The 16,216-nt window shown below is 71.4% G+C and carries 9 protein-coding genes; 3 read left to right on the top strand and 6 right to left on the bottom strand.

The window, feature by feature from the left end; genetic code table 11:
• The first annotated feature begins 94 nt into the window (after window positions 1-94).
• Entirely contained in the window at window positions 95-1,339 is a 1,245-nt protein-coding gene (locus tag G5T42_RS11160) for a serine/threonine-protein kinase (RefSeq protein WP_165128545.1), read from the top strand.
• Window positions 1,336-1,842 (top strand): hypothetical protein, encoded by a 507-nt coding sequence (locus G5T42_RS11155; RefSeq protein WP_165128543.1) that lies wholly within the window; start codon window positions 1,336-1,338, stop codon window positions 1,840-1,842. Before G5T42_RS11160 ends, G5T42_RS11155 begins: the two co-directional genes overlap by 4 nt.
• 19 nt (window positions 1,843-1,861) lie before the next feature.
• On the opposite strand, the gene G5T42_RS11150 is transcribed toward G5T42_RS11155, so the two are convergent.
• Together G5T42_RS11150 and G5T42_RS11145 are read right to left on the bottom strand one after the other, a co-directional pair.
• Window positions 1,862-2,440, bottom strand: coding sequence for an isochorismatase family protein (locus G5T42_RS11150; protein WP_165128541.1), 579 nt, complete (start codon window positions 2,438-2,440; stop codon window positions 1,862-1,864).
• A complete protein-coding gene (locus tag G5T42_RS11145) occupies window positions 2,437-4,710 on the bottom strand; it encodes an efflux RND transporter permease subunit (RefSeq protein ID WP_165128539.1) in 2,274 nt (757 codons plus the stop codon). Before G5T42_RS11145 ends, G5T42_RS11150 begins: the two co-directional genes overlap by 4 nt.
• Before the next feature lie 55 nt (window positions 4,711-4,765).
• On the opposite strand from G5T42_RS11145, the gene G5T42_RS11140 reads away from it, so the two are divergent.
• On the top strand, window positions 4,766-5,728 hold the full coding sequence (locus G5T42_RS11140) for an EamA family transporter (protein WP_165128537.1): 963 nt from the start codon (window positions 4,766-4,768) through the stop codon (window positions 5,726-5,728).
• A gap of 124 nt (window positions 5,729-5,852) precedes the next feature.
• Here the strand turns inward: G5T42_RS11140 and G5T42_RS11135 are convergent, their stop codons facing one another.
• The 4 genes from G5T42_RS11135 to G5T42_RS11120 form a co-directional block, all read right to left on the bottom strand.
• Complete coding sequence (locus tag G5T42_RS11135; RefSeq protein ID WP_165128535.1) at window positions 5,853-6,248, bottom strand: hypothetical protein; 396 nt, start codon at window positions 6,246-6,248, stop codon at window positions 5,853-5,855.
• Window positions 6,249-6,479: 231 nt separating this feature from the next.
• A complete protein-coding gene (locus G5T42_RS11130) occupies window positions 6,480-7,865 on the bottom strand; it encodes a hypothetical protein (protein WP_165128533.1) in 1,386 nt (461 codons plus the stop codon).
• Between the two features lie 3 nt (window positions 7,866-7,868).
• Window positions 7,869-10,298: a zinc dependent phospholipase C family protein gene (locus G5T42_RS11125; protein ID WP_165128531.1), complete on the bottom strand. Its 2,430-nt coding sequence runs from the start codon at window positions 10,296-10,298 to the stop codon at window positions 7,869-7,871.
• Between the two features lie 14 nt (window positions 10,299-10,312).
• Window positions 10,313-16,204, bottom strand: a complete 5,892-nt coding sequence (locus tag G5T42_RS11120; RefSeq protein ID WP_165128529.1) for a toxin TcdB middle/N-terminal domain-containing protein — start codon at window positions 16,202-16,204, stop codon at window positions 10,313-10,315.
• Between the last annotated feature and the right edge of the window lie 12 nt (window positions 16,205-16,216).

Raw genomic sequence — 16,216 nt, 5'->3', positions numbered from 1 at the left:
CGCCTCTATCCGGCCCCCGCCGAAGGGTAGGTTGCACGACATGACCCCCCACGTCGGTTCCCGGCCGACACCCTCGACGAGGACGCCCTGACCTATGCCCCATCTGACCTCGACCGACGTCGGTACCGGCAGCATCCTCGACGGTCGTTATCGCCTCGACGAGACGATCGGCGAGGGCGGCATGGCACGCGTCTATCGAGCGCAGGACATGGCGCTGCAGCGCACCGTCGCGATCAAGGTCATGCGTGGTCCGACCGAGGGCGCACCCGCTCAGGATCGGGTGCGGTCCGAGACGACGCTGCTCGCCTCGCTGGGGCATCCGTCGCTCGTGACGCTCTACGACGCGCACATCTCCGCCACCGAGCCCAGCTACCTCGTCATGGAGTTCGTCGAGGGCAAGACGCTGCGCGACCGGCTGGATCAGGGGCCGCTCCCTCCCGACGAGGTCGCCGCCCTCGCGATCGATCTGGCCGAGGCGCTGCACGTCGTCCACGAGAAGTCGGTCGTCCACCGCGACATCAAGCCCTCCAACATCCTGCTGTGGCCCTCTCCGCTGCCCGACCGCACCTTCCGTGCGAAGCTCACCGACTTCGGCATCGCCTACCTTCTCGACGCAACGCGGGTGACCTCGCCGGGCACGGTGATCGGTACGGCCGCCTACCTCGCGCCCGAGCAGGTGCGTGGCGAGAAGCCGTCGCCGGCGGCCGACATCTACGGGCTGGGGCTGGTGCTCCTCGAAGCCCTCACCGCCCGGCGCGCGTTCGCCGACGCCGTCGGCCACGAGGCGATCGTCGCCCGTCTCACGGTGTCGCCGACCATCCCCCTCGAGCTCCCGGCGACGTGGCGCGCGCTCCTGGCGGCGATGACGGCATCCAATCCCGAGCGTCGCCCCACGGCGCTGCAAGTCGCGCTCGCGGCGACCGAGCTGCGCGAGCCGCGCCCCTCGACGGGCGAGGTCCTCGCCGCGCTCATGGACCCGGCGATGACCGCGCCCTCTTCGATCACCGCGCCCTCCACCATCGAGGAGGAGGTCTTCTCGATGCAGGCCGAGGCATCGGTCGCGACCCCGCCGGGGACCCCCGTCGTGCCCGAAACGACTCGGACGCAGCTTCTGGTCCCCGACGAGCCGCCGCACCACGCCGACGGCTCGCGAGACCGCCGACGCACCTGGATCCTCGCGGTCGTCGGAGTCCTCCTCGCGATCGCCGTCGCCACGGTCATCGCCGTCGGAGTCGCCGTGTCGACGAACTCGGCACCCGATCCCACGCCGTCTCTCCCCGCCGTGGAAGAGCCGCTGGGCACGCACCTGCAGGATCTCCTCGACGAGGTCACGCCATGATGCGCCACCGCCTCGCCGCCGCTCTCGCGGGCTCGGCGCTCGTCGTCGCCCTCGCGGGGTGCGGGGCGCAGCCGACGCTCGACGGGACCGCTGCAGCCGGAATGCAGGACTCGGTCGTGGCGGTGGCGCAGCTCGCCGCGAACGGCGATGCTCCGGGAGCGACGGCTCAGCTCGATCAGCTGCAGAGCCAGCTGGATGCCGCGATCGACGGCGACCTCGTGACGGCGGCGCGGGCCGCGCGCATCCAGGACGCGATCGACGCCGTCCGCGCCGATCTCGCCGCGCTGGCGGCACCTCAGCCGGCGCCGAGCCCATCCGAGAGCGAGACGCAGCTCGTGGATACGGGCGGGAGCGACGACACCGGCGCCGACAGCGGCAAGAGCGACAGCGGCAAGAGCGACAGCGGCAGCACCGACAACAGCGGCTCGAACGGCAACGACAACAAGGGCCCCGGCAACAACAACGGCAAGGGCAGCGGGAAGAGCGGCAAGGCCGGCGGCTGACCCGCCGTCGCCGGGTCGGTCAGACGCCGCTCTGCGCGAGTTCCGCGCCGGCGTGCGCGAGCTCGGCGAGAGCGGCGTCGCTCGTCTCGGCGGCCACACCGGCCACCAGGTCCGTGAGCACCCGGACGTGCCGCCCGTGCTCGATTGCGTCGAGTGCCGAAGCGCGCACGCAGTAATCGGTCGCGATGCCCGCGACATCAACGTCGACGACCCCTGCCGCCTCCAGCAGCTCCGAGACCTTCTGGCCCTCGTCGGTCGTGCCCTCGAAGAGCGAGTAGGCCGGCTGCCCCTGGCCCTTCTTCACGTGATGCGTCACCGAGGACGTGTCGAGCCCCTCGTCGTACTCTGCGCCCTGCGTGCCGCTCACGCAGTGGACGGGCCACGTGTCGATGAAGTCGGGCTCGGGGTGGAAGTGCCCGCCGTTGTCGTTGTCGGCGTCGTGCCAGTCGCGTGACGCGACGATGAGGGCGTACTCGTCTGCGTGCGCCTCGAGGTAGCGCGAGATGCGCTCGGCGACGGCGTCGCCGCCCTCGACCCCGAGAGCGCCGCCTTCGGTGAAGTCGTTCTGCACGTCGACGATGAACAGCGCTTTGCTCATGCTTCGAGATTACGCCGGCTGCGTCTGGATCTGCCCGGTGCGACGGCGACGGATGCCTCGGCACCCCGGGCCGCGGCATCCGTCCCCCTCCTCGCCAGACGCGACGGCCACCAGATCGCGCGCCCGATGTCGTACGCGACAGCAGGGACCAGGAGCGACCGGACGACGAAGGTGTCGAGGAGCACGCCGAAGGCGACGATGAAGGCGATCTGCGCGAGGAACAGGATCGGGATGACGCCCAGCGCCGCGAACGTCGCCGCGAGCACCAGCCCGGCCGAGGTGATGACACCTCCGGTCGCGACGAGACCGCGCAGGATGCCCGGTCTCGTGCCGTGTCCGATCGTCTCTTCCCGCACGCGCGACATGAGGAAGATGTTGTAGTCCACCCCGAGGGCGACGAGGAAGACGAATCCGTAGAGCGGGACGGCCGGATCGGCGCCCGGGAAGCGGAAGATCCCGTTGAACACGAGAGCGCTCACTCCCAATGCGGCCCCGAACGACAGGATGACGCTCAGGATCAGCAGCACCGGCGCGAGGATCGCCCGCAGCAGCAGCATGAGGATCACCAGGATGACCGCGAGCACGACCGGGATGATGAGCGTGCGGTCGCGGATCGACGTGTCGTTCGAGTCGATGTCGGTCGCGGTCACACCGCCGACGAGGGCGGTGCCGGCACCGAGCTCGTCGTCGAAGGCGACGCGAAGCTCGCGCACGGTGTCTTCCGCCGCGAGGGAGTCGGCGGCGTCCGTCAGCGTCCCGATCAGGAGCACATCCCCGTCCGAGACCGTCGGCTCCGGTGCGGGCGTGCCCGGCGGCCCGGGCGCCGTGAGCACGGCTTCGCCGTCCTGCACCTCGATCGCCGCCTGTCCCGTCGGAGAATCCGCGGATGCCGCGGCCACCGTGTCGATGCCGTCGCTGTCGTCGAGCACGCTCGCCGCTTCGTCGAGCTGGTCCTCGGGGACGACGACGTAGACGGGGCTCCCCGATCCGGCGGGGAAGTGCTCGGCGAGGACGTCCTGCCCGTCGCGCGCCTCGGACGCGCCGAGGACGAGATCGCTCGACGGCACGCCGTCGGCCTGCAGCACGAGGATGCCGGCGGCCGCCGTGAGCAGGAGCGCCGTGCTGACGATCCAGATGGGCCGCGACCGCCGAGCGACGAAGCGCGCCTGGCGCGGCCAGAACCCCTTGACGGGCTGGGTGAGGTCGTCGGGCAGCGGCTTCGCCGGCCCCTTGGGGATGAACGGCCAGAACGCCGAACGGCCGAAGACCGCCAGGAGCGCGGGAAGGAAGGTCAGCGCTGAGAGCACCGCGAAGGCGATCCCGATGGCGGCGATCGGGCCGAGCGCGCGGTTGGTCGCGAGATCCGAGAGGAGGAGGCAGAGCAGGCCCGCGATCACCGTCCCGCCGGAGGCGATGATCGGCTCGAAGGATCCGCGCCACGCGCGGGTCGTGGCATCCCATCGCTTCATCCCCTCGGCGATCGCCTCGCGGAATCTCGCGACGTACAGCAGGGCGTAATCGGTCGCGGCGCCGATCACGAGGATGAAGAGGATGCCCTGGACCTGGCCGTTGAGAACGACGATGCCTGCCTTCGCGAGCCACCAGACGGTCAGAAGTGCGACGCACAGCGCGAACGTCGAGGTCAGCAGCACGAGGACCGGGAGGAGCGGCGAGCGGTAGACGATCACGAGGATGACGAACACCGCAGCGAGGGCGACGACGAGGAGAAGCCCGTCGATGCCGAGGAAGCCTGCGACGAGATCGGCCGTAAACCCGGCGGGGCCCGTGACCCACCCCTCCAGCCCCGCGGGGAGGTCTTCGTCGATCATCGTCCGCAGCGCCTCGACGGTGTCGCTGACCTCGCCGGAGGAGTCGATCGGCACGAAGATCTGCACCGCCTCTCCATCGTCCGACACGATCGGCGGGGAGACGTCCCCGGTCACGCCCTCGACCTCGGCCAGCTGTTCGGCGAAGTCCTGTAGGTCGGCGAGCTGCTCGTCGGTGAGCGTCCCGTCTCCCGTCACGACGACGACAGCAGGGATCGTGTCCTCGCCGAGGAAGTCGGGCAGGCGCTCGCTGACCGCGGTCGCGTCGGCACTCTGCGGGAGATAGCTCGACTGGTCGTTCGTCGACACCTCGTCGACCTTGCCGAAGTACGGTCCCCCGATCGAACCGCCGACGACCCACACCAGGATGAGGACGACAGGGATGCCGATCCTCAGCCACCGCGTCGGCTGATGGCTGCTGCGGAGCTCTCGACGCGTCGACATATCGCTAGATTATCTAGCAATTCCGAGATTGTGCGAGTCCTCTAGGCTGAGGCGGATGCTTCCGGCCCTGATCGCTCTCGTCGGTGCGCTGGTCTACGGCTCCGCCGACTTCCTTGGGGGGCTGGCGGCGCGGAGTCTCCGCTCGATCGTGGTCACGGCGGTGGCGGCCATCGCGGGGCTCGTCCTCCTGCTGGTGGCGTATCCGTTCGTCGGCGGGCAGTGGATCCCCGCCGACATCGGGTGGGGCGTCGTCTCCGGGTTCACCGGGGCGGCGGCGATCGTCCTGCTCTACGCCTGCCTCGCGATCGGGCCGATGAGCATCCTCTCGCCGCTCACGGCGGTCGTCTCGGCCATCGCTCCGATCGTGTGGGGTCTCGTCGTCGACGGCGAGACGCTGTCGTGGGTCGGCTGCGCCGGCCTCGCCGTCGCCCTCGTCGCCGTGGTCCTCGTGGGCTTCATACCCGGCGAGAAGGTCGTGCGCCCGAGCGCCCGCGGGCTCCTCCTCGCGATCGGCGCGGGGCTCGCGATCGGCGCCTTCCTCATCGTGATCGACCAGACGAGCGACGAGAGCGGCCTCGTTCCCCTCATCCTCAACCGCTCGGTGAGCAGTGTCATCACGCTGGCTGCTGTGGGCGTCATCGCGGTCATCGCCGTCCGGGCCGGCCGGGGCGCGGCATCCATCCTTCCCCCAGCCGGTGCGCGGCTCGGCGCGACGCCCACGGGACACGCCGATCTCGAGCACGCGGTCGAGGAGGCCGCCTCGACGAGGGTTGCGACCCCGCTTCGCCGCGCCTTCCTGCTGACGGCGGCGTGCGGGGTGGTGGATGCCGTGGCGAACGTCGTGATGCTCTTCGCGCTGCGCACCGGCGACCTGACGATCGTCTCGGCGCTCACCGCGATGTACCCCGCGGGCACGATCCTGCTCGCGGCGCTCGTGCTGCGTGAGCGCATCGCCGGTGTGCAATGGCTCGGTCTCGCTCTGGCGCTCGCCGCGGGGGCGATGCTGGCACTGGCCTGATCGCGTCGAGCCCGGGGCGGCCGGCGCAGCGTGAGTCGGCGCGGGACCGGGGCGGCCGGCGCAGCGTGAGTCGGCGCGGGACCGGGGCGTCCGGCGCAGTGTGAGTCGGCGCGGGACCGGGGCGTCAGCCGCGCGCGAAGAGCAGCACCCAGGAGATGATCGTCGCGACGACGCCCAGGCCGAACAGTCCGGCGGCGAGGAGGGCGACGGCCCGGACAGCGGGTGACCCGTGCGTCAGCCGCATCCGGTTCGCTCGACCTCGCCGGTAGAAGATGTCGGCCATGTCCTTGCCGGCGAGCTCGCGGGCCTGCTCGTGCGTGAGGAACGATGCGTTGACGCCGCCATCCTCGTCGAACCAGCGCACAAGAGACGAGTCCTCCCCGTGCTCGACGATCGCGCGGACCGGGAGCCAGGTGCCGTCCGCGAGGCGGAGGACCAGCGCGATGATGCCCAGGAGCAGACCGGCGCCGATCCCCACCCACGTGAAGATCTCGATCACGGCGTCGAGCGCGTGGTCCATCGGCTCCTCACGGGATCGAGGTGAGCAAGGGGGGCGGACAGGCCTCGAGGCTGCGCCTCGGATCACCCCGCGGCATCGATCCTTCGCGAGGTCCGAGCACGGGGTGCGCTCCCGATGCTACCCGAGCCCTCCGGGTCGCTCGCGCGCATCGGGACGCCCCAGCCGCCTCGTGCCGCCGGTCGCCCGGCGACACGCCCTCACGCCGCGCGCCGCCTCCGCCTCCCACTCGGGTCAGCCGATGATCGTCACCGAGTAGCCCCCTGCCTCCTTCGTCTCGGGATCGACGTGGCTGAAGCGCAGCAGATGCGCGAACGGCCCGCCTTCGGCGAGCGCCGCCGCGAGGTCGTGCGCCGTCAGGTCGCCGACATCCCACAGGCGGGCGATGCCCTCGACGAGCGCGCTCTGCCCGCGGTCGATCAGGACGCCGACCTTCTCGAAGACGTCGGGCCCCATCTCCTCGAGAAGCCGTCGCGTGGCCAGCGGCCGGGCGAAGGGATGCCCCGCAGCGACCCCGCGTTCGATGCCCGGCGCGTTCCGCGCCGCCCCGAGCGCGGCATCCCTGGGCTTCTGTCCACGCGCCGCAGGGCGCTGGGGCTTCACGAGCCCCCGCTCGAGCGCCGCCGCCCAGACCCGTTCGCTGTCGGCGACGAGCCAGCCGCGGTCGGTCTGGAACATCGTCAGCAGGTGGGTGCCGGCATCCCCCATCGCCACCCCGTGCTTCAGCGCTTTCGCGACCGGAGCGCGCAGCCGCTGCACCGGCCCGAACTCGGAGCGCGCCTTGCCGAGCAGCGCGCGCAGCACCGGCACGACGGCCGCGCCGCCGTGCACGAGCTCGAGCGTGCCGGTCTTGGTGACCATCTCGCCCAGGGTGAACAGGAGGGACTTGGCCTCGTCGGCGCCGGCGAGGATGGTGAGATTCCGCTGCCCGACGTGCCGGTCGTGGTTGGAGTCCAGGGCACCGCCCCACTGATCGAGCGGGCACGAGGCCGTCGCCATGAGGCACTCGTGGCCGGTGAGGTCGACCGGGATGTCCCACGTGCGGTCGAGCTCGACGACCTGCATCGCGCCGGGGCGCGTGCGGTCGTCGAGGTTGACCATCGCCCCGCCGATGAGGTGCGGCTGGTACGCGGGATTTGAGGGGTCGCCGCCGAAGAAGCCCGGATTGACGTACCACGCGCGCACGTGCACGCCGATCGCCGGAAGCAGCCCGAGGTTCCACACCCGCACGAACACCCGGTAGCGCCGGCCCGACGTGGGGTTCCCGACGAGCTGTGCGGGATCGAAGGGGCCTGTGTAGCTCGCGTCGATGAGCAGCAGGTCGGGCGACTCCCAGCAGGGGATCGGCGGCCACGTCGGCCGCGCTCCGCGGTCGCCGGGCGAGTAGGCGCGGATGAGGAGGTAGGGGTACACGTCCTCCCGATGGGGGCGCCGCTCCTTGCCATAGGTGCGGATGAACTCCTCGGCGTCCTTCTTCGTGTCGTCGTTCGGCTGCCAGTTCGGTTCGAGGCCGCCGTCGGCGGGCTTGTTACTTCCGAACGACCCCGGAGGATCGTCCCCGCGCTGAGCCGCGTCTTCCTTGGGTGTGAGGATCGGGTGGTCCTCGTTGTCGCGAGGCATGTCTCAGCCGTCCTTCCGGCGCAGGCGTTCGCGCCACTTGGGATCCGTGTTGGGCTCGTGCTTTTTGGGCGGGATGCACCGGGCCGGGTTGGGACCGGGCACGTAGTGCACGTTCAGGTCCTCGGCCTCGACGTACCAGCGGCCGGGTTGAGCCGGGAAGTCGTGGTCGGCGTGGAACAGCTGCGGCGACGTGCATGGCAGCGGATAGCTGTAGTCCTCGCCTCCCACCGGGTTGATGTCGGGAACAGCCGTGCTGCGGCTGCGGTCCCAGTCCCACGTGTGCCAGGCGTACCCCCGGTCCGAATCGAGGTTGAAGTCGGGCACCGTGAACTCGTCGACGCCGTGCACCTGGTCCCCCGCCATCCGGCCCACGAGGTAGACGCCGTAGTCCACCGGAGCACCGAGGTGCTGGTTCAGCGGAAGGTGGGTGTCGAGCGTGCTCTCGGTCTCAGCCGGCGTCGAGGCCTTCTCCAGATCGGTGCGGGCCGCCGCATTCCCGGGCAGACCGGACAGCAGGATCGTGGAGTTCGATCCGACGACATACGGTCCGACGTGCGTGCCCGCTCCTTCCTGCGCCACGCCGTCGCCGGCCTGGTTCGTGAGCGGGTAACGCCAGGGCGCGATCCACTCGGACGCCTTGAACTCGTCACCGGGCGCATCGGCCCGGTAGCGCAGCGGTGCGGTCAGCCCCAGAGCGCCAGTGATGTCGGGGCGGCTGATCGCCGACGGCAGGTCCCGGACGATGCCGCGAGGGTAGGCGTGATCGATGCCTTGGGCGTCGGTGTCCTGCAGGCGACCGGACGGCTCGGTGATGGCCGGCAGCCCCGTCGGGATGCCCGACGGACTGTCCAGCGCCGACGCGATGTCGTACGTGCCTTCGCGGCCGAGCGTCGTGAGGCCCGGGTTGATCTCCCCCGGCTTCGGCATCGCGAACCCCGACATCACCAGCGCCCGGCGGGCGAGGAGGTACAGGTTCCAGGCCGGCACGATGACCGCCCAGTAGATGACCTCGCGCGCGGGGAAAGTCGTGATGTCGACGATGAGGCTCGGGAGGATCGTCGCGAGCCACACCACCACCTGCGCGAGGTAGACGATCCACGCGAAGAGTGCGAGGAGCAGGTCGAGGAGCGTGAACGAGTCGTCGTCGTCGACGTCCGCGCCGCGAGCGGGATCGTCGTCGATGCCCGAGCCGCCCCCTCCCGGCGGGGTGGGGAACGAGTGGTCGGTGAAGACGCTCGGGGGCGGTGGCAGCCGCAGGCTGATCGCGTCGGAGCTCACCATCTTCAGGTAGCGGTAGGTGATCTCCCACATCTCGTCCATCGCTGCCTGGTTCGGTCGCCCGTCGGGCTGACCCGTCGCCGGGTCGGTCGCGGAGAAGGGTGGATCCTGCATCAGGATGTGCGGCCCGTCGGCGCCGTACACGTCGCGCATGGCGTCGAGCAGCCCCTCGACCAGATGATCCGGGAGGGGACCGGTGTCGAGGTCGAAGAAGGTGTGCCGGTTGGCCGTGGCGGTGGGCCCGTCGCCGTTGTCGTACGCCGGGAACCCCGTCCAGTAGTCGTACGCGGGCGCGTCGTCGCGGCCGTTGTAGGGCGCGTCGTCGCGATGGCGGAACGCCAGACGCATGTGCAGCGCCGACGTGCCGTACTCCCCGTAGAGCGGTCCCGGATGCCGCGCCCCGTAGTTCTCCGAGTCCATGTGGTTCTCGACGAGGTGGTGCCGTTGCCAGTGATCCCGGTACGGGCCGCCGGATTTGGCGTTGGTGAACGGATGCCCCGTGACATCGGTCGCGCAGTGAGTGAGCCATCCCACGGCGAACGCGATCCGCGCCTCGGCGTCCTGCCGTTCGTCGTCGGTCCCGGCCGCCGCGAGAGCGTCCTGGGCCTGCCGGAAGAGGACGTACGGGAACTGGTAGGTGCGGCGGTAGTGGAAGATGTCCGACCAGTAGAAGGCGTCGTCGCCGAAGGCCTGCGGCACGCCCGATGTGAGCACCCCGAACCAGTCCCCCATCTCGGCGAGCAGGCCTTTGAAGGCGGCCATGATCGCGGAGGTGAGCTCGTCGAGCACCTGGGCGAGCTGCTCGGACAGACCGCCCGTCAGCTGGGAGGCGAGCTGGGCGTTGTTGGTCGAGATGGGGCCGATCCAGTTCTCCCACTTGCCCACGAACTCGGAGTCCACGACCTCCCACACGTCGAGGGCCCACTGCACGACCTGCCGGATGACCTGTCCCGTCGTGTTCTTGAAGTCGGGCAGCAGATAGAAGAGGTCGGGTCCGAGAGAGCCGAGCGCGAGGTAGTTGCGCCACGTATGGCAGTGCTCGCCGATGGTCTGCGCCTCCGCGACGCTCACCGGGAACCCGCCCGGCACGACGCCGTCGCGCAGACGCCTGGCGGTGTCATGCGCCGCCTCCACATGGACATACCAACCGGGCATGTCTTCCTCCTTCTCTAGAAATCGGTCTTGATGAAGTTGAACGGTCCGAGATCGACGTTGTGCGTGCGCACGTACTCCTGGATGTCGTCGTAGAAGCCCGCGCCGCCCGCGGCGATGAGGTCGACGAGCGCCACCTGGACGGGGTACAGGGCGGCGGCCGGCGCGAGGGCGGCCGCGACGTGCGGGGCGACCGCGGAACCGACCCTGCCCAGCGCCTGCGGGGCGAGAGTGCTGACGACACCCCCGGCATCGTTGATCGGAGCCGGGGGTCCGGTGAGACCGCCGCCGGGCGCGCCGGCCCCCGGCATCCCGCCCGCCCCGCCGGTCTGCTGCGGGGTCTGGAACTGCTGCTGGATGTCCTGCTGGATGCTCGTCTTCGGCGCCACGACACCGCTCACCGCGCCGACCGCTGCCCCGATCACGAGGCCGATCACCGCGCCCACCAGAACCTTCTCCATGATGTCGCCGATGCCCTTGTTCTTGCCGCCGGCGAATCCCGCGGCGAAGCCCATCGCCGCACCGTTGATCGCACCGGCCACGCCGCCGCTGACGGCGCCGCAGAGCACCGTGCCGCTCGTGAGCCCGAGGCCGCCGGCGACCGCCACTCCCGCGAAGGCCGCGCCGAAGGCCGCCCACCCCCCGACCGCGCCGCCGACGACGACCCCCAGGAAGATGTCGCCCGCATCCCCGCCGGCTCGCGCCGCCGCGATGCCCCCGATGACCCCGCCCGCGGCGATGCCGATCATGGTGGCGGCGAACACCGCGCCCCACGTGACGCTGAGTCCGCCGACCGTCAGCGCGGCTGCGCCGGGAGCCGCGATGCCGAACGTGAAGACCGTCACGATGACCGCGACCGCGATGATCGCGATCGTGGCGACGACCGCGGCGAAGATCTTCCAGAAGTTCCGGCCCGACGGGTCGACGAACGAGGTCGGGTTGTCGCGGCAGTAGGCGTAGAGGTTCCAGGCCAGAGGGTCGTCGACGTCGGCGATCATCGAGTCGGGCGAGATGAACCGGCCGAGGGCCGGTGCATACCATCGCGCGCCGAGCAGAACGAGGCCCGGCCCATCGGTCGCCGCCTCGCCGGTCGCGAACCCCTGGACGATCGGGACGCCGTTGCGGGCGATCACCTGCCCGTAAGGACCGTAGGAGACGGATGCCGCGACCGCGCCGGCACCGTCCGTGGCGAGCACGATCGAACCGAGGTGGTCCGCGTGGAGCCACACTCGCGTCCCGGCCCGCTCGGTCGCGACGATCCGGTCGCCGTCGCTGAACTGCAGCACGACCTCGCCGTCCTCGATGCGCAGCAGCCGATCGGGAGTGAGCACGACCGTTGTGCCCGCGCCCGAGACGCGGCGGCGCACGGCGAGCCGGCCGGAGTGGTCGTAGGTGTACTCCTCGGTGACTCCATCGGCGCCCACGAGGCGCCGCAGCCGGCCCTCGTCGTCGACCGAGTGAACGCCCCAGGGAGCCGTGGCGAGGTGACCGCGGTCGTCGTAGGTGTATTCGTCGGCGCCGACGGAGGTCAGCAGCGTCGCGGCAGCGCCCGCACCGCCGTACCCGTAGGCGGGCGCACCGGGAGTCCCGTCCGAACGGAGGTTGCCTGCGTCGTCGTACGAGTAGGCGTATGTGCGCCCCGCGCCGGTCGCCTGCACCAGTCGGTGCAGGTCGTCGTATCCGTAGCTCCACGCGAGCGCCGGATCCGGTGACGCGACCGATGCCAGATCGCCGGTCGCATCGTGCTCGTAGGTGACCGCCCGGAGGACGCCGCCGGGTCCCGTGACGGTCGTCCCCGCGAGCCAGCCGGTGAGCGGATCGACGGCGTCGTCGGTCGTGACGCCGTTCGCGTAGACGGTGCGCGTGCGGTGGCCGACGTCGTCGTAGTCGACGGATGCGATGACGCCGTCGACCGAGCGGAGCCGTCCGGCCACGTCGTAGTGGTAGCCGATGTCCACGCCACCCGGATAGGCGATCGACGTCACGACGTCGTCCGACCGGTACGCGAACCGAAGGGTCACCGGTGCTCCGCCCGTCGGGGTGACCGTCTTGCGGGCGACGTTCCCGCGCAGGTCGTAGTCGAAGACGGTGGACCCGCTCTCGTCGTCGACCCGCACCAGCCGCCCGCCGTCGGTGTGCGCTCCGGCGTCGGCGGGCGCGGGAGCGCCGTTGTCCTGATAGACGTAGGTCACGACGGGAGCGCTCGCGAGGGACCCGTGCCGCACCGCCGTCGGTCGCCCGCCGAGGTCGAACGCCCGGAACACGCGATGTGCGCCGCTCCTGGCCTCGACCGGGTTGTTCGCCGCGTCGAGCACGACCACCTGCGTGGCTTCCGGGCGGACGATGCGCAGAACCCGTCCCAGCAGGTCGCGCGTGAACTCCGTGCGGTTGCCGGCGGCGTCCACCTGGGCGGCGACAGCGCCCTTGCCGTCGATCTCGAAGGTCGAGGTCAGCCACCGCGCCCCCAGCAGCTGATCGATGCGGACGACGCGCCCTCCGGCATCGAGGTGCCGGCGGGTGCGAGAGCCCGCGGCATCCGTCTCCTCGGTCATTCCCGGGGTGTACGCCACGGTGGCGACCGACCCGTCCGGGCGCACTGTCCGCACCGCCCGCCCGAGTGCGTCATAGGTCATCGAGGTGTGGGGCAGACCGGCCGGGGGCGGCGCCCATGCTCCCGCGACGCGACGCGGCAGGTACGCACGCACCGGCAGCCCCCGCGCGCCGAAGACCGTGGCGGCATCCGCGACCTCGCCCGCCGCATCGGTGCGGCGCCGCTCGACGATGCGACCGTCGCCGTCGAGGTACTGGCGCTCGACGATCGGGTCCGACCCGGGCCGGGTGGCGCGGCGCGCGGTGACGACGACGGGAGTGGATGCTGCGCCGTACTCGAACGCGACCGTAGGGGTCACGGGACTGTCGCCGTCCTCGATGGTCTTCACGGTGCGGGCGAGTGCGTCGTAGACGGCGGCGCTCTCGCCGCCCGAGGGGTGGACCACGCGCGTCGGGCGGTACGTGCGAAGGTCGAAGTCGGCGGTCAGGACGTTGCCGAGGGCGTCGACGCTCCGCACCGGATAGCATCCCGTCGGATCGAACTCGAGAGTCGCGACGCCGCCCATCGGACCCGTGATCCGGCCGCGGACGGTGCCCCCGGCGTCCGTCCGCTCATACGCGCCGAGGCGGACCCACCAGCCGTCGTCGCCCGGCACACGCTGATAGCCCAGGCCGGCGAAGTCGGGGGTGTCGGCGCCGTACACATCGGCGACGGCCGCCGCCGTTACGGCGAGGGCGAGCCGTTCGGTCACGAGGCCCTGGGCGCCGACCTGACCGGCGGGCAGCCCGTCGTAGCGGATGCGGAGGTCGGAGAGGACGGCGCCCGGCCCGTCCTGCTGCAGGATCCGGGCGACCCGCTGGCGGTAGCGGCCCGTGGGATCGACGGCGTAGTCAGTGCGGGTGCGCAGCTCACCGGTCTGGACGGCTCCCGCGAACGAGCGCTCGCGAGCCTCGGTCGGGTTCCCGTCGGCGTCGAAGGCGAGCTGCTCGGTGACGATCCGCGAGACGGGATCGGCCGCGCCCTCGAAGACGCTCTTCGTCGAGCCGGTCAGCCTCGGGATCACCGTGCCGTCAGGTCCGTCGAGCACCGCCCACGTCTGCTCGAACCGGTCGTAGAGGGTGCCGCCCGGGGCGGGGTCGAGGCCGCGCCGGTCGATGCGGCGGATCCGCCCGCGGATGGCGCGGGCGCGGACGCGGTCGGCTCGGGTGGCGGGTTCCGCCCCCGCGTCGGTGAGCCCGACGTGGAACGTGTGCTCCGTGACGAGGGTCGCGACATCCGCATCGCCGTGCTCGGTCATCGTCACCCGGCCGAACCCGCAGACCTCGCGGAGCACACCGTCGTAGCGGCCGTCGTGGTAGGCGTAATCGGTGTGCCCGACGAGACCACTGACCTCATCTGTGACCGTCGTGGAAGCGACGACCGGCAGCACGATCGGAAGTCGCGTCGGCCACGCGCGGCCCGCTGCACGGTCCCGCTCAGCCTCACCGGCCGATGTCGACCACGTGATCTGCGTCCGTCGGCCCACGCCGTTGTCGATCGTCGCGAGCAGACCCGGGTGCACGCCCCCGAGCGGCTCGAGCGCGAACCACTTGGCACCGCCTGACGGCAGGGTCACCGTCCAGGTGAGGGCCGGCGCACCGGTGCCCCGCACGTCGGCGATGCGGACGTCCGAGAGCCTCGGGACCGGCAGGTGCGCGATGGTGCGGGGCGCGCCGAAGCCCTGCCCCGAGCGATTCGGCCACCACGTCATCACCCCCGCTGCGACGTGCAGCACGTCGGCGCACCCGTCGCCGTCCAGATCGACGACGAGCACATCTGCGGGGTCGGTGTCGAACGGCAGCGCCGGAGCATCCGTCATCTGAACGGCTGGTCCGAACGTGCCGTAGCCGAGATAGGGCCAGTAGCGCACCCCGCCCGCGTCGATCCGCACGAGATCAGGTGTCCCGTCGCCGGTCATGTCAGCGCAGAACACCCGGGGATCCGAGAGGTCGGTCGGAGGGCCGCCGGGCGTTTCGGGGACGACCGCGGGCACGGCGCTCCAGCCGTCCTCGACGCGGGACGCGACGAGGAGGGACCTGCCCGTACTCCAGAGCAGGTCGGGCAAGCCGTCGCCGTCCAGGTCCGCGAAGCGGACGGATGCCGCGCCCAGCGCCGCGGCCGGAGCGCTGGTCCACGAGCGGGGCACGTCGAATCCGTCGGACGTCCGAGGCTGGTAGCCGGCGAGCGGAACATCCGCGCGGACGATGTCCGCGATGCCGTCGCCGTCGACATCCACGAGCGCGGCTCGGGCGTCGGGGGCGGAGAGCGCGGGCACCGTGCCGACGCTCTGCGGGCGGCCCCAGGAGCCCGCATGGTTCGGCCAGACGCGCGCGGTGCCCCCCGTGCCGAACGCGATGATGTCGGGAAGTCCGTCACCCGACCAGTCCACGAGCTCGACGCGGCCGTCGCCGTCGAGCGACGGAGGAAGCGCGCCGAGGTCGACTGCCGGGATCGCGCGGAGCACGGGTTCGGACGGCGTCGTGTAGCTGAGGGAGAGAGGCGGGGCATCGAGATGCGACCCGTCGGCGGCGAAACCGGTCATGGTGACCGAGGCGAGCTGGGACGCTCCGCTCGGCTCGGCCTGGGAGTAGCCGAGGGTCCAGCGGCGGACGACCGGGTGCGCGTCGCCCGGGAGCCGGAGCTCGATCGCGCGGCACCGCTCCGCCGTCTCGAGCAGGAACCCGCCCCTGCCCCACCGCAGCCGGTCGGGCCGCGGCTCGTAGAGGAACGCGATCTCGAAGGGCCCGAAGGCGATCGTGTCGAGGTAGCGCTGCGAGCCGTCCGCCCGCCAGGTGAAGATGCTCGTCTCCCCGAGGTTGTCTTCGATGCGCTCGAGCAGCCACGCCCACGGCTGTCCCCCGGCGCCCGGGATCCGGCCGCCGGGCGCGGTGCCGAGCGTGAAGCGCGTGCCGGCCCGATCGACGGCCAGGAAGCCGTCGCCCTGAGCGGCGAGCGTCCAATCGCCGGTCGACACCTGTGGTGCGAGCGACCCGTCCGCCCGCCGCACGAGCGGCCCGGATCCCTCCAGGACGAGCGTGTCGTCCTCGTCGTAGCGAGGTCGGCCGACCATCGTCGAGCGGACGATCCGGGGCAGGGTCAGGGTCCATCCGACGCCGAACGGGCCGTTCCCTGTGCCGGAGTCGTACCGCAGTACGAGCTTCGGACCGCAGTCGTTGGGGCCGTTGGGCACCTCGATCGGCACCGACAGAGTGCCCGTGCCGGTCGAGAGGTCGGGGGCGAAGGTCTCGCCGAGGCCTCCCGCCGACCCGCCTCCGGGCAGTGACGGCGCTTGGCTGGCGAAGCCGATGTCGACGCTCATGTCCCGCTCCTG

The organism is Microbacterium sp. 4R-513, assembly GCF_011046485.1.
Classification (GTDB): Bacteria; Actinomycetota; Actinomycetes; order Actinomycetales; family Microbacteriaceae; genus Microbacterium.
This window is presented reverse-complemented; position numbering and strand designations above follow the sequence as displayed.